Below are 14,157 nucleotides of genomic sequence, written 5' to 3' on the forward strand. Positions count from 1 at the left end.
TCTTGATAGAGGCCATTTTATTAACTATTTTTTGATGCTTTCTTTTATCTCTTTTACTTCTTCTTTCAATACTTTATTCTCGTTATCTAACTGAATCAGGTAAAGGGTTAACTCTTCCACCTTCTGAAGGAGTTTAGCATTCATCGCTTCCAGATCTATACCACTTCCTTTAATCTGCGCAGCAGCAGGCATATCAGGAAGATGTTTATTGCTGTTGATATAGGCAGATACTTCCTGCAATGTTGGGAGATGGTAGTTATGCTCGAAAACATAGTCCGGCCAATTTGTCTGACTTTTAACAATAACTTTTTCAGCGATGATATCTCCTCCTACAGCTAGTTTATGGCCTTTGGTATCATGAACGCCGATGCCTACACTCCCACCGTTGGGGTTTAGGAAGATGTTCCCATCTTGAGAAGAAGTTGAAAATGCCTGCAAGAAAGCACTATTATCCTGTCCGACAGAAATACCCATACCTCCTTTAAAGTTGGGAGATTCAAAGGTAATATGGTGGCCACTGAAGATTGATTCGGTATAAGTAGGCACCGTTATAGCCATACCACCAGTGGCAGAATGAAGAATAAAGGCATCTCCTTGATATTTATCTTTGGGTAACGCTGTTCCACTATTGTCAATAACAAATTGTGTCGGAATAGTAATTGGCTCATACTTCTCCAGATCCTTAACATTAGTTACTTCCTGATAGGTTACTAATTTAAAACCTGTCTCAGTTGTCCATCCAGTAAAAGCGAAACTATGAACCAGTGAGCCTGCGGCAATGGATAATGCCATATATTTTATCCCCTGGTAGTATAATGTCACTAATTTGGAGGGCTCCAAATAAGCAATTAAGGAACCTCTGTTTAAGTTATAAGCAGAGGAGGTATTTACTTCTACCACCCATTTGCGGTTCCAAGAGCCTTCATTTCCTCGCAGACCTGAAATCTTTCCAAAAACGTGATGATCTGGAATGAATTGGTTGTCATACGCCACATGTAAAAGCAAATAGTTAATACCTGTTCCGTCTAAAGTTTCACCAGGGATAGCTAGGTTTGTAGCATATGTACGTGACGACACTTGTGCCTGTGCTACATTCATGCAAAAGATTGTCGCTACAGTCAACAATAGGAAAACAAAACGTTTCATACGTATAGAGATTATTTTAATTCACCTTACAATGTCAACAAAAATCCCATTAAATTTATCATATCATCTATCTGATTTTAGCTTAGTAAGTTGAAGAATTATGAAACCTACATTTTTTCCTACTCCAAAAGATTTTCGTGAATGGCTACACAAAAATCATCTCAAAGAAAAAGAACTATTGGTTGGTTTTTACAAAACGGGCAGTGGTAAGAAAAGTATTACCTGGCCTGAATCTGTTGACCAGGCCATTTGTTTTGGTTGGATAGATGGTATCAGAAAATCAATCGATGAACATAGCTATACTATTCGCTTCACACCACGAAAAGCGGGCAGCATCTGGAGCTCAGTGAATATTGAAAAGGTGAATAACCTACAAGCCCAAGGCCTCATGTTTCCTGCAGGGTTGGAGATCTTCGAAAAGCGAAAAGTGGACAATACTAAGCGTTATTCTTTTGAGCAGGACAAAGAAAATGTGAAACTAGATGCCGCTTCAGAGAAGGCCTTTAAGGCAAATAAAGTAGCGTGGAAGTTTTTCACCGCACAAGCCGCTGGCTATCAGCACCAGGTAACCTGGTATATTCAAAGCGCCAAACAGGATACCACTCGTCTAAAGCGATTGCAAGAAGCGATTGAGTATTCTGCCTTAGAACAGAAAGTAGAGCGATTTATCAAATATCATAAGAAGAAATAAAAAAAGCGCTAACGAATATACATCAACGTTAGCGCTTTTTATTTACATGGGTTTGGTCACATTGACCATCCAGTTAAAACCATATTTATCTATCAGCATTCCGAAACGTTTTGCCCAGAATGTTTCTGCGAGTGGCATCGTCACTTTTCCACCTTTGGAAAGACCATTAAATATTTCTTCGGCTTCTGAGTTGTCTTCGGCATTGTAAGTCAAACTCACATTGGTACCCGTTACTGTTTTATCCTGGCTCATGTTATCACTGGCCATCAGTGAAAAGCCATTACCTTTCAGATAGGCGTGCATTACCTGATTGTGGTATTCCTCCGGTATCTGATCTTTGGCAGGCGAATCTTTTACCAACATCACCATCAACTGACCACCAAGTGCTTCTTTATAGAAGTTCATAGCCTCCGCACAATTGCCATTAAACGAGAGATAAGGTTCGATTTTAGACATAACAATGAATTTAGAATTACAGGAGACAATAAAGTTACTGCAATTCCATCGTCACTGATGCTAACTGATCAGTACCTTGTTTCTCACTAGCAAACAGGCGCCTATAATACCAGCACGCTCACCCAGACGAGAGATTTTCAGTCGCGTATCATTGTTAACCAGACTGAGAGAATATTTATTGATAGCGCTTTTTATTGGCAGACGGATATAATCTTCAGTAGCAGCCAGGCTTCCGCCAAGAATGACCAATTCAGGGTTAAAGATATTGATCAGCAAAGCAATACCGCGCCCCAGGTTTTCACCGATTTTAGCGATCAGTTCAATCGCTAATACATCATCGTGATTAGCAGCATTAATAATGTCTTGCAGCTGTATATCTACTGGTAGTATATTTTTCTTTGTCAGTAAAGATGAACTTCCTTCCTCCATCTTCTGGCGAAACATGCGTGTGAGTGCCCAGCCGGAAGCTTCTGTTTCGAGGCAGCCTTTCTTACCGCAGTGACAGATGATTTCGTTATCGAATAATGGGATATGCCCGAACTCACCCGAATAACCAGATTTACCATAGTAGAGTTTACCATCAATCAGCACGCCCATACCAATTCCATAGTCCAGGTTCAGGAATAGAACGTTCCTTTCGCCATGTACCGAATCGGAGCAGAATTCGCCATAGGCCATGGCCCTGGAATCATTTTCCAGGAATACACGGATACCTACTTTGGATTCTATTATTTTGGACAGTGGTTCTTCATCGAAATAGAAGAAGCTGTAACTATAGCCTGTTGCATAGTTAATGCGACCAGATAAGTTGATGCCGATACCAAGAATTTTTTCGCGGGGTACGGGTAACTCTTCAATGAACTGGTTAATGTGTTGACAAAGTTGCTCGAGCGACTCCTTATTATTATCCAGTTGATAAGGCAGGCTTTCAACTGTTTTGATCAGGTTTTTCTGTAGATCAGACAGGCCGAGGTTAAGATGATTTTGTTTGATGTCGACACCGATAAAGAAAGCAGAATCAGGAACGAGGCCGTAGAGATTGGGTTTTCGGCCACCTGTGGATTCTACTTTTCCATAATCTTTAACAAGTCCGTCCTGGATCAGGTCATTCAGTAATGTGGTTACCTTGGGGGCGCTGAGGTTTAACTCCTTGCACATATCTGCAATGGTAGCGTTGCCGATGTTGGCGAAATAGGCCAGGGCAGCCTTTTTCAAGTTGATGTTCTTGTATGCCACCCCGGTAACATTTTCACTATTGAGTTCTTCAAAAAATGTTTTAGCCATAACCGGTTTTATGCTTTTGCGATTTTGATTCTCCAATTTAAGCCGCTGAATTTTAATTTTTATTAAAAAATATAAAACAAAATTCGATTATTTAATCAAAATATTTAATTTTTAAAAAATATTTTCTTAATTACCAACATTAAATAAAATAAATTAAATAGTGTCTATTGTTTTTAAATTTATTTTTTTACTTTAGACCTATTATGAAACATTTATCAACCTTTATTCGCGGAACCATGCTCGCGGTGTGCCTCTATTCCACTACCGCCTATGCCCAACAACTACAAACAGACGTACTCATCATCGGCGGCGGCGCCTCCGGAACAACAGCCGGTATCCAGGCAGCCAGAATGGGCGCTAAAACAACCATCCTTGAAGAAAGCACCTGGTTAGGTGGTATGCTCACCAGCGCAGGCGTTTCTGCCATAGATGGAAACGACCAACTGCCATCTGGCCTATGGGGCGAATTCAGAAGCCGGCTCTTTAAATATTATGGCGGTCCTGCCAACGTTTCCACTGGCTGGGTAAGTAATACGCTCTTCGAACCTTCTATCGGCGATAGCATCCTCAAAAGCATGGCTGCCTCCGAGAAAGATCTCAATATCCTCTATTCCGTACAGTGGAAAACTGTAAATAAAGAAAATAATAAATGGATTGTCACCTTCCAAAAAGGTAAAAAGACACAGTCCATTCAAGCCTCCATACTCATTGATGCCACCGAACTCGGTGACGTAATGGCCGCCACCAATACCCCATACAGCATAGGTATGGACAGCCGCAATATTACCCATGAAGAAGTAGCACCAGTAGAAGCTAATCACTATATACAAGCTTTGACCTATGTGGTTACGCTCAAAGACTTCGGCACAGGTGCAGATAAAACCATTCCTAAACCAGCCGGATACGACCCAACTCCATTCCTCTGCTGCTGTAGCGCATCTAACCCTTACGGCAATACGAACAATGGTAAAATTGATTGTGATAAAATGATGGAATATGGCAAACTGCCTAACCATAAATATATGATCAACTGGCCAGGATGCGGTAACGACTATCCGCTGAACGTGATAGAAATGAGCAGGGAAGAAAGAAACGAAGCACTGAAAAAAGCCAAACTTCATACCCTCCAATATCTATACTACCTGCAAACCGCATTGGGATACAAACATCTCGGCATCGCTGATGAATATCCAACAACTGACAAATTGCCAATGATCCCGTATTACCGCGAGGCCAGAAGGTTACACGGTATTACCACACTTACACTCAATCATGTAGCCAAACCTTTTGACCAGCAAGAAGCATTTTATCGTACAGGTATTGCCGTTGGTGACTACCCTATCGATCATCACCAAAGCAAAGATCCTAATGTTCCAAAAATCGACTTCGGAAAAGCAAAAGTACCTTCCTACAATATTCCACTGGGCTCTCTCATACCTGCCAGCACAGAGTCTTTCATCGTTGCTGAAAAAAGCATCAGCGTTACCAACATCGTTAACGGCGCCACACGCCTCCAACCTGTAGTATTACAACTTGGACAGGCCGCCGGCGCACTTGCCGCTATCTCTATAAAACATAATATACAACCACGCCAGGTACAGGTACGTGAAGTACAGGATGCTCTCCTTAAATCAGGTGTTTACCTCATGCCTTATATTGATGTAAAGCCTGAAAATAAACATTTCGCAGCCATTCAGCGTATAGGCGCTACCGGTATACTCCGTGGTGCTGGCGTATCCTATACCTGGGCTAACCAAACATGGTTCTATCCAAACAGACCAATCAGCGAATATGAATTTGTGGAAGGACTGATGTCGTACTACCCTGCCGCTAAGAAATTACAACCTACCGGTGAAGACCTGACGCCAGCTTATATCGTTAAAGCCTTATCCACAGCAAGTACCAAAAACATCTCCTTGGAAAACCTTTCTAGCGCATGGAGTAAACTGCAACTGGACCTAGCCTTTAACGAACATACTCCCCTGAATAGGGAAGCTGCTGCTGTTATTACAGACTATCTCTTGCATCCATTTGACCTGCAGGTAGACTTTAACGGACACCTCATTAAATAATGGTAACCATGCGGAAATATACACTCATGCTGATATGCGCACTGACAGCCTCTTCGCTGTGCAGTGCGCAACAGCAGGATACAGCCAAAGCCAGCTATGACTCTACCTATCACAACTACTTGTATGATTCAAGGCTGAACTACTTCAAAGGACTACCAGATACAAAACACGAAATCATTTTTCTCGGAAACAGCATCACACATTGGGGCGATTGGGCCGAGCTACTCAACAATCCGCATGTACGTAATCGCGGTATCGCCGGCGATATCAGCTATGGTGTGCTTGCACGTATGGACGAAGTACTTTCTTCCAAACCTGACAAGTTGTTTATCATGATCGGTGTAAACGATATCGGCAGAAAGATCCCTTTGGAAAACACGTTATTCAACTATCGCCGTATCCTCGACAAAATCAAAACATTATCTCCCAACACAAAGGTTTATATCCAAAGCGTATTACCCATAAACGAAACCATTATTAACCGTGCCTATTATACCGGCACTATTCCTGAAATACAACGTATGAATAAGGCCTTGAAAGAACTGGCAGCTGCCAATAATGTTCCATTCATCGACCTCTATCAATTACTTGCTGATAAAGATGGTCAGATGCCTGCTGCATATACCTATGACGGCATCCATCTTTCAGCAGCTGCATACATACGCTGGACAAGCTTTCTGCGAGATAAACACTATTTATAGATACATCATCCAATATCATTTCACACGTTAGTTAACTGATAACCTATCGTGCCATCTTAAAATAATAACAATGAAAATCACAGGTACTTTTCTTGATGAAATCAGCCATGATATTCCCCATCAAAATTGGGGTCGCGCAGAATGGGACGCTGACTTCTCGCATATGAAGGCTATAGGAATAGACACAGTATTCCTTATACGCAGCGGTTTTCAACGCTGGTTAACTTACCCTTCAAAAGTATTGATGAAGGAAGAAAATTGCTACGAACCTCCGGTGGATCTGGTAAAGATGTTCCTGGAACTTGCCGATAAACATAAAATGAAATTCTATTTCGGACTCTATGATTCTGGCAACTACTGGTGGAAAGGCGATTTCCAAAAGGAAGTGGATATCAACCTGAAAGTAATTGATGAAGTGTGGAAAACCTACGGCCACTATAAATCCTTCCAGGGATGGTACCTGACACAGGAAGTGAGTCGCCGTACCGGAAAAGTAATAGACCTCTATGCTAAGCTGGGTAAGCATTGTAAAGATATCTCCGGTGGTTTGCCAACACTTATTTCTCCTTGGATAGATGGCAAAAAAGCTGTGATGGCCGCTTCTGGAACACTTTCTAAAGAAGACGCCGTTTCCCTGAAACAACATGAAGCTGAATGGTCAGAGATATTTGATGGTATCAAAGGCGTAGTTGATGCCTGCGCATTCCAGGATGGGCATATTGAATTTTATGAACTCCCGGACTTCTTCGCAGTGAACAAAAGTATTGCTGACAAATATGGTATTCAATGTTGGACAAATGCAGAATCATTTGACCGTGACATGCCAATAAAGTTCCTGCCAATAAAATTCGAAAAACTCCGCATGAAGCTGGAAGCCGCACGCAAAGCCGGTTATGACAAAGCCATCACTTTCGAATTCTCTCACTTTATGAGTCCACAGTCTGCCTATCTGCAGGCCGGACACTTATACAATCGTTATAAAGAATATATCAAAACCCTCTAATTAAAATAACTATGGGCTATAAAGAATATGCTGCATTATACCAGAAAAATCTGCTGGAAGATGTAGTACCATTCTGGATGAAAAACTCTCCTGATAAGGATTACGGTGGATATTTCACTTGTCTTGACAGATATGGAAAAGTATTTGACACAGATAAATTTATCTGGCTGCAATGCAGGGAAGTATGGTGTTTCAGTATGCTGTACAACAGAGTAGAGAAAAAGCAGGAATGGCTGGATATGGCTGCTCAGGGAGCGGAATTCCTGAAAAAGCATGGTCGCGATGCAGAAGGTAACTGGTACTTCTCTCTAACACGCACTGGTGAGCCTTTAATACAACCTTATAATATATTTTCTGACTGCTTTGCTGCAATGGCGTTTGGGCAGTTATACCAGGCCACTGGCAAAGAAGAATATGGAAAGATCGCTACGGATACGTTTTACAATATCTTAGAAAGACAAAACGATCCTAAAGGCAAGTACAGTAAAGCATTTCCAGGCACAAGACCTTTGCAGAACTTTGCATTGCCGATGATACTCTGCAACCTTGTACTGGAGATGGAACACCTGTTAGATAAAGAACTGGTAGAAAGTACTATTCAACATGGTGTTCATACTGTAATGGATATATTTTATCAGGAAGACTCAGGCCTGATACTGGAAAACACCACACCTGATGGTAGTTTCAGCGATTCTTTTGAGGGAAGGCTCATCAATCCTGGTCACGGACTGGAAGCGATGTGGTTTATCATGGACCTTGCCACCCGTAACAATGATACAGCACTCATCAGAAAAGCAACCGATATTACACTCAACCTACTGGAATATGGCTGGGATAAAGAACATGGTGGTATCTTCTACTTCCTGGACGTTAAAGGCGCACCGCCACAGCAATTGGAGTGGGACCAGAAACTCTGGTGGGTACACATCGAAACAATTATCAGTCTGCTGAAAGGCTACCTGCATACCGGCGATACTCGCTGCTGGCAATGGTTCCAGAAAGTGCACAATTATACATGGGCCAGGTTCCCAGACCCTTCCAATGGTGAATGGTATGGTTACCTAAATCGTCAGGGCCAACCATTGCTGACTTTGAAAGGCGGTAAATGGAAAGGCTGTTTCCACGTTCCACGCGGCCTTTTCCAATGCTGGAAAACATTGGAAGAGATTGAAGCCAAATATGAAGTTTTATCAACACAAGCAAAATAACTATGCCAATAGTTTCATCAACCAATGATCTAAAATCCTCTCCTGTAAGTGGTTCCGGGCAATCATACACGCCAGCGCTTATCTCGCTGGCAGTATTGTATTTCATGATGGGCTTTATCACCTGCCTGAATGATACACTGGTACCTTTTTTCAAGAAAGGGTTCACACTCACCTATTCCCAGTCTTCATTGGTACAGTTCTATTTCTTCCTGACATATGGTATTATGTCGATACCAGCAGGTAAAATAGTTACCCGTACCGGCTATAAAAAGGGCATGGTGCTTGGATTTGCGATAGCTGCTTTCGGCGGACTGCTGTTCTATCCAGCTTCCGTGTTCCATCAGTATACTTTATTTCTGGCAGCACTATTTGTGGTAGCTATTGGTATTGTGTTGCTGCAGGTGGCTGCCAATCCTTATATCACCGTGTTAGGTCCTGCGAATACAGCATCTGCCAGGCTGGCGCTGATACAGGGCGTTGGTTCTGCCGGTACTACGGTGGCTCCGTTGTTTGGTGCACATTTTATTTTGTCCAGGTTAGAAGAATCGAATGCTTCCAGCGAAGCCGTGAGATATCCTTATCTGGGGATTGCAGCCTTACTGCTCGTGATCGCGATTATAGTTTCACGTTTATCCCTTCCCGTTATATCCACCTCTGAAACCGGCCAGGATAGCAATAGTAAAGGACTATTCTCTTTCAGGCAGCTGAATTTAGGCATTATAGGCATCTTCATGTACGTAGGTGCAGAGGTATCGGTAGGTACATTTCTCACCAACTACATTGTGGACCTGTTGCATATACCAGAGCAGGAAGCTAACAATTACGTTGCTATTTACTGGGGGGCTATGTTGGTAGGTAGATTGATTGGCGCAGGATTACTAAGAATATTGAAACCAGCAATAGTGTTATCAACATGTGCAACGGCAGCTATTGCATTGATTGCATTGTCTATAAGCAGTACTGGTCTGGTGGCTGTTTACAGCATGATTGGCGTAGGCTTGTGTAATGCCATCATGTTTGCAACAATTTTCTCTTTATCGGTTCATGGTGTTGGCAAGCATACTACAGCCGCCTCAGGGCTGCTGTCTACCGCAATTTGCGGCGGGGCCGTCATCTCTTATCTGCAGGGCTTTGTAAAGGATCATTATACCTGGCAGGTGGCGTTTATGATACCAGTAGCTTGCTATCTCTACATTTTATTTTACGGACTGAATGGTCATAAACCCAGGACAGCATGAGAAGACGTGACTTTCTAAAACACGGTAGTCTGGCTGCAGGAGTAGCTATGATGCCTACCGTGCTCAAAGCGGCAGGAAAATCTGCTGTCAGTAATGGTAACAAAAACCTGATTTTTGTCCACCTTAAAGGAGGGAATGATGGCCTGAATACCGTGATCCCATATGCAGACCCTATGTACAGGGCAATGCGTCCTACTATTGCTGTCAGTAAGGAAGAGATGATATATGTAGATGATAAATGGGGATTTCATCCTTCACTATCATCACTGTTACCCATATACGAAGCGGGTCAGATGTTGGTGATGCACCAAGTGGGATTTGATCATAAAGAGCAATCTCATTTTCATGCCGCCCAAATATGGCAGACAGGCTGTTTGCAAGGCTTAGCAGCAAATCATTGGCTTCCTGACACACAACCTGTCAGAGATTACAGTGAGTTGGAATACGAAGTGGCACTAGATAAGATTTACACAGAGATCAGTGCAGATAATGCAGGTCATATCTATCATGTCGCCTTGGATGGATTTGATACCCACCAGTTTCAAAGGGTACAGCATGATTTGCTACTGGCAGCCTTCAGCGAGGGTATCAGCAATTTTATGAAACAATTAAAGGACAGTGCACATATTAACAACACGATGGTTGTTGCCTGGACAGAGTTTGGCAGAAGTCCGAAAGAAAATAACCGGAAGGGTACTGATCATGGCGCGGCTGGACAGCTATATGTTTTTGGAGGTCAGCTGAAGCGCGCTGGTATTGAAGATTGCAGCGTGGCAGGGATGCTGGAACGGGAAACGGCCAAAACCGACTTCCGTGAAGTATATGCTACTATCGGAGATTGGATGGGAATAAATCACCAGCTGACCTCGAAGAATGGCTACAGGAGGCAATCCTGGGCCTAATTTGAAATTTCCCTTCTGTACACCGCATCGTATAGAAGGGATTTCAGTTATAATTGATTTTGTTTATTCCTAAAAAAGAATACCTTTGCAATCCTTTGCTAGCTGCCGGTTATTTTGGCAGTAATTATCAATTGCAAATCATCACCTGCGGATGTGGTGAAATTGGTAGACACGCCAGACTTAGGATCTGGTGCCGCGAGGCATGGGGGTTCGAGTCCCTTCATCCGCACTAAAGCCAGCAGTGATGCTGGCTTTTTTGTTTACTCCCCCGTAACAGGCAATAAAAAATACTTCCTGTATTTGTGGTCTGTCCAGACATAATTCCCTCTTACATGCCCTTTGAAAATAATCATGTGGGATGCTGCATTTATAAAAAACTGATGTTCTACACCATCAATCAAAGCATATCCAACTATCTGCGCAGGCAAAACATCACACATCTTATCAATAAAATCAGCATCTGCGGCTTCTGCATTTCGAATGAGCGTAACCATGGTGGCGCTATCTAGCTTCCAGTATTTGCATTTTTTATAGAGCAGTACATTTGCCATAGTGTCTAATGTTGATAGCCTGGCGTCAGCAATAATTTTATATTCCACAATACTAATGGTGGCATTACGGAAGGATGGCGGAGAATCCAGCACCTGCAATGGTGTACTAGATGGAAATGAATCAGTGAGAATATGAAAGTTAGCAAGCCTTTTTTTGATAGTATCTTGTTGCACTGGAAGTCCATTGTCATGGGGACTTTTTACAGTTTTTGAAGTGCATGAAAAGAAGATTATTACATAGAACAGCATTAGGCAGTGCATGCGCATAGGGGAAACATTTATATAAAAATTATCGCAAATACCTGCGATTTCAATGGTAAAAGACTAAATTTTAACCCGCTTTTACCCTTTTACTTCGATAAAACGTACTATCTTCGCGCTCTGCTAGATTGGGCGTATTTTCATAATTTTATGTAAATCAATAGCTTAATCGACGAGATAGGACAGAAAAGCATAGGAAATCAGGAAAAAAGAGAAGAGGAACAGGCAGGCTTTATGCCAATATGACAACACCATCAAATTATCAGGAGGGCGTCTTTCCCCATTCAGATGTTCGGGTAAAAAACAAGTCTCCGCTTACCTTTCAGGAATTTTCCGGAAAACTGCCGGTATTTTTTGAAATGACGTCATGGCAGAAAAATAAAACAGGAATTATTATTGCTTCTTAAAGAACATTTTATACAATTCAATTATGGCAACCGTTACCAGAGAAAACATTGGTTTATTGAACGATAAGATCACTGTGAAAGTGAGCGCGGAAGATTACCTTCCTAATTTTGACAAAGCAGTAAAGCAATTCACGAAGAATGCTAACATCCCAGGCTTCCGTAAAGGAATGGTTCCTGCAGGTATGGTTAAGAAGATGCACGGTGCCGCTATTTTCAGCGACGAGGTGTTGAAATCAGTAGAAAAAGAACTGATGGGCTATATCCAGACCGAGAAACTGGAACTCTTTGGTCAGCCACTGTCACTGGAAAAAGAAGCTAAAAATTTAGACTTCAATCAGCCAGTTGATTATTCTTTCGACTTTGAAGTTGGTGTTAAACCTTCTTTCGATGTGACTCCACTCGAAAACAATAAAACTACTCTTACTAAATATAAAGTTACTGTTACCGAAGAAATGGTACAGGACGAGGTTGAGCGTTTACAACTGAAAGGTGGTAAAATGACTGAACCAGAAACAATTGATTCAGAAGATAACGTAATAAACGTTACATTCGAAGAATCAGATGCTGCAGGTAATGTAGTAGAAGGTGGTATCAACAAAGAAAATGCCCTGCTGGTGAAATACTTCACTCCTGCTATCCAGGAGCAGCTGAAAGGCAAAAAAGCTGGTGATTCCATCACTTTACAACTGGCTACTTCTTTTGACGAACAGCGTCTGGGCTGGGTACTGAGAGACCTCGGCTTTGCTGCTGACGAAAAAGAAGCTGCACAGAAAAATTTCAAACTGGCCATCACTAAAGTAGGTCTGATTGAAAAAAGAGAACTGAATGAAGAATTCTTCAAAGAAGTTTATCCTGCGGATAACATCACTACAGAAGAAGCATTCCGTGCTAAACTGAAAGAAGAAATCGAAAAGTACTGGAATTCCGAGGCTAAGAACCACATGCACAACGATCTGTTTGAAGTTCTGGTTCACGAAACACCTATTGAATTACCAAAAGATTTCCTGAAACGCTGGCTGCAAGTAGGCGGTGAAAAACCTAAAACTGCAGAAGAAGCTGAAAAAGAATTCCCAAGCTTCGACCATCAACTGCGCTGGACACTGATCAGTGATAAACTGATTCGCGATAATAAACTGGAAGTATCTTTCGATGAACTGAAAGAAAACGCTAAACAAAAAGTTTTAGGTTACTACGGTGGCGCTGCTACCGACGGTGCAGAATGGCTGGATAGCTACCTGGAACGTCTGTTGCAAGATGAGAAATTCGTAGACCAGACTTATCGTGAAATGATTACCCAGAAACTGTTTGACTGGGCTGAAGCGAAGGTGAATATTAAAGAAGAGGAAATCAAAGCAGAGGATTTTGTTAATTTACCTCATAAACATCACCATCATGAACATTAATAATAACGAATTCAGAAAGTATGCGATTAAGCATCACGGGATCAGCAGCCTGGTAGTAGATAGCTACGCTAAGAGCCATCAGGTGAACAGTCTGACTCCGTATATCTTAGAGGAACGCCAGATGAACATGACACAGATGGACGTTTTTTCGAGATTGATGGCTGATCGTATTATCTTCCTTGGAGATCCTGTGAACGACTACGTAGCGAATGTAATCACTGCGCAGCTGCTGTTCCTGGAATCTTCAGACCGCAACCGTGATATTCAGATGTATATCAATAGCCCTGGTGGTAGCGTTTACGCTGGCCTGGGTATTTATGATACCATGCAGATCATCTCTCCTGATGTAGCTACTATCTGTACCGGTATGGCCGCCTCTTTCGGCGCTGTACTTCTGGTAGCAGGTACAAAAGGTAAACGTACTGCACTGAAACACGCTCGCGTGATGATTCACCAACCACACGGTGGCGCCGAAGGTCAGACTTCTGACATCGAAATCACTGCACGTGAGTTCGTGAAACTGAAAAAAGAACTCAATGAAATCATCGCTGGCCACGCTGGTCAACCGGTGAAAAAAGTGGAAAAAGACGGCGATCGTGACTTCTGGATGACTGCTGATGAAGCCAAAGAATATGGCATCATCGACGACGTACTGCAGAAAAATCCGAAAAAACAGCTGGATACTCCACAGTAAATCTTAATATCAGATCAGGGTTTCCCTGATTTAGATTATTTTAACAGTCTCTACTTAGTAGAGACTGTTTTTATTTAACCGGGGCCCGGAATTTTAGTGTAAATTTGTAGCCCTGTGTTTTAATAGCAGGCAACGCCCAA

General features: G+C 42.2%; 13 protein-coding genes and 1 tRNA gene. 10 read left to right on the forward strand and 4 right to left on the reverse strand.

The window, feature by feature from the left end:
- Positions 1-24: 24 nt before the first annotated feature.
- Positions 25-1,098, reverse strand: a complete 1,074-nt coding sequence (locus ACE38W_RS19490) for a hypothetical protein (RefSeq protein WP_375833513.1) — start codon at positions 1,096-1,098, stop codon at positions 25-27.
- Between the two features lie 148 nt (positions 1,099-1,246).
- On the opposite strand from ACE38W_RS19490, the gene ACE38W_RS19495 reads away from it, so the two are divergent.
- Positions 1,247-1,837, forward strand: coding sequence for a YdeI family protein (locus ACE38W_RS19495; protein WP_375833515.1), 591 nt, complete (start codon positions 1,247-1,249; stop codon positions 1,835-1,837).
- A 42-nt stretch (positions 1,838-1,879) separates the two neighbouring features.
- On the opposite strand, the gene ACE38W_RS19500 is transcribed toward ACE38W_RS19495, so the two are convergent.
- On the reverse strand, positions 1,880-2,293 hold the full coding sequence (locus ACE38W_RS19500; protein WP_375833517.1) for a VOC family protein: 414 nt from the start codon (positions 2,291-2,293) through the stop codon (positions 1,880-1,882).
- Between the two features lie 60 nt (positions 2,294-2,353).
- On the reverse strand, positions 2,354-3,577 hold the full coding sequence (locus ACE38W_RS19505) for an ROK family protein (protein ID WP_375833520.1): 1,224 nt from the start codon (positions 3,575-3,577) through the stop codon (positions 2,354-2,356).
- Between the two features lie 203 nt (positions 3,578-3,780).
- Here ACE38W_RS19505 and ACE38W_RS19510 point away from each other — a divergent pair, with 203 nt between their 5' ends.
- The 7 genes from ACE38W_RS19510 (at position 3,781) to ACE38W_RS19540 (ending at position 10,930) form a co-directional block, all read left to right on the forward strand.
- The gene (locus tag ACE38W_RS19510) at positions 3,781-5,649 is read left to right on the forward strand and encodes an FAD-dependent oxidoreductase (RefSeq protein ID WP_375833523.1); all 1,869 of its coding nucleotides are present in this window, start codon (positions 3,781-3,783) and stop codon (positions 5,647-5,649) included.
- Positions 5,650-5,657: 8 nt separating this feature from the next.
- On the forward strand, positions 5,658-6,350 hold the full coding sequence (locus ACE38W_RS19515; RefSeq protein ID WP_375833526.1) for a GDSL-type esterase/lipase family protein: 693 nt from the start codon (positions 5,658-5,660) through the stop codon (positions 6,348-6,350).
- Between the two features lie 70 nt (positions 6,351-6,420).
- Positions 6,421-7,353, forward strand: a complete 933-nt coding sequence (locus ACE38W_RS19520; RefSeq protein ID WP_167013154.1) for a DUF4434 domain-containing protein — start codon at positions 6,421-6,423, stop codon at positions 7,351-7,353.
- Between the two features lie 11 nt (positions 7,354-7,364).
- Positions 7,365-8,561, forward strand: coding sequence for an AGE family epimerase/isomerase (locus ACE38W_RS19525; RefSeq protein WP_375833529.1), 1,197 nt, complete (start codon positions 7,365-7,367; stop codon positions 8,559-8,561).
- A gap of 2 nt (positions 8,562-8,563) precedes the next feature.
- On the forward strand, positions 8,564-9,799 hold the full coding sequence (locus ACE38W_RS19530; protein ID WP_375833532.1) for a sugar MFS transporter: 1,236 nt from the start codon (positions 8,564-8,566) through the stop codon (positions 9,797-9,799).
- Positions 9,796-10,701, forward strand: coding sequence for a DUF1501 domain-containing protein (locus ACE38W_RS19535; protein WP_375833534.1), 906 nt, complete (start codon positions 9,796-9,798; stop codon positions 10,699-10,701). The genes ACE38W_RS19530 and ACE38W_RS19535 overlap by 4 nt, the downstream gene beginning before the upstream one ends.
- A gap of 147 nt (positions 10,702-10,848) precedes the next feature.
- Positions 10,849-10,930 (forward strand) — tRNA-Leu (locus ACE38W_RS19540).
- 31 nt (positions 10,931-10,961) lie between these two features.
- On the opposite strand, the gene ACE38W_RS19545 is transcribed toward ACE38W_RS19540, so the two are convergent.
- Positions 10,962-11,519, reverse strand: coding sequence for a hypothetical protein (locus tag ACE38W_RS19545; protein ID WP_375833536.1), 558 nt, complete (start codon positions 11,517-11,519; stop codon positions 10,962-10,964).
- A 424-nt stretch (positions 11,520-11,943) separates the two neighbouring features.
- On the opposite strand from ACE38W_RS19545, the gene tig reads away from it, so the two are divergent.
- Together tig and clpP are read left to right on the forward strand one after the other, a co-directional pair.
- The gene (gene tig / locus ACE38W_RS19550) at positions 11,944-13,323 is read left to right on the forward strand and encodes a trigger factor (protein WP_375833539.1); all 1,380 of its coding nucleotides are present in this window, start codon (positions 11,944-11,946) and stop codon (positions 13,321-13,323) included.
- Complete coding sequence (gene clpP / locus ACE38W_RS19555; protein WP_167013166.1) at positions 13,313-14,017, forward strand: ATP-dependent Clp endopeptidase proteolytic subunit ClpP; 705 nt, start codon at positions 13,313-13,315, stop codon at positions 14,015-14,017. Before tig ends, clpP begins: the two co-directional genes overlap by 11 nt.
- Positions 14,018-14,157: the final 140 nt, after the last annotated feature.

Origin of the sequence: Chitinophaga sp. Hz27, assembly GCF_042263525.1 — a bacterium.
Lineage (GTDB): Bacteria > Bacteroidota > Bacteroidia > Chitinophagales > Chitinophagaceae > Chitinophaga.

Excerpts from the sequence above, each read along its gene's own strand:
- ACE38W_RS19490 (WP_375833513.1), bottom strand. The coding sequence starts at position 1,098 with ATGAATGTAGCACAGGCACAAGTGTCGTCACGTACATATGCTACAAAC.
- ACE38W_RS19495 (WP_375833515.1), top strand. The coding sequence starts at position 1,247 with ATGAAACCTACATTTTTTCCTACTCCAAAAGATTTTCGTGAATGGCTA.
- ACE38W_RS19500 (WP_375833517.1), bottom strand. The coding sequence starts at position 2,293 with ATGTCTAAAATCGAACCTTATCTCTCGTTTAATGGCAATTGTGCGGAG.
- ACE38W_RS19505 (WP_375833520.1), bottom strand. The coding sequence starts at position 3,577 with ATGGCTAAAACATTTTTTGAAGAACTCAATAGTGAAAATGTTACCGGG.
- ACE38W_RS19510 (WP_375833523.1), top strand. The coding sequence starts at position 3,781 with ATGAAACATTTATCAACCTTTATTCGCGGAACCATGCTCGCGGTGTGC.
- ACE38W_RS19515 (WP_375833526.1), top strand. The coding sequence starts at position 5,658 with ATGCGGAAATATACACTCATGCTGATATGCGCACTGACAGCCTCTTCG.
- ACE38W_RS19520 (WP_167013154.1), top strand. The coding sequence starts at position 6,421 with ATGAAAATCACAGGTACTTTTCTTGATGAAATCAGCCATGATATTCCC.
- ACE38W_RS19525 (WP_375833529.1), top strand. The coding sequence starts at position 7,365 with ATGGGCTATAAAGAATATGCTGCATTATACCAGAAAAATCTGCTGGAA.
- ACE38W_RS19530 (WP_375833532.1), top strand. The coding sequence starts at position 8,564 with ATGCCAATAGTTTCATCAACCAATGATCTAAAATCCTCTCCTGTAAGT.
- ACE38W_RS19535 (WP_375833534.1), top strand. The coding sequence starts at position 9,796 with ATGAGAAGACGTGACTTTCTAAAACACGGTAGTCTGGCTGCAGGAGTA.
- ACE38W_RS19545 (WP_375833536.1), bottom strand. The coding sequence starts at position 11,519 with ATGCGCATGCACTGCCTAATGCTGTTCTATGTAATAATCTTCTTTTCA.
- tig (WP_375833539.1), top strand. The coding sequence starts at position 11,944 with ATGGCAACCGTTACCAGAGAAAACATTGGTTTATTGAACGATAAGATC.
- clpP (WP_167013166.1), top strand. The coding sequence starts at position 13,313 with ATGAACATTAATAATAACGAATTCAGAAAGTATGCGATTAAGCATCAC.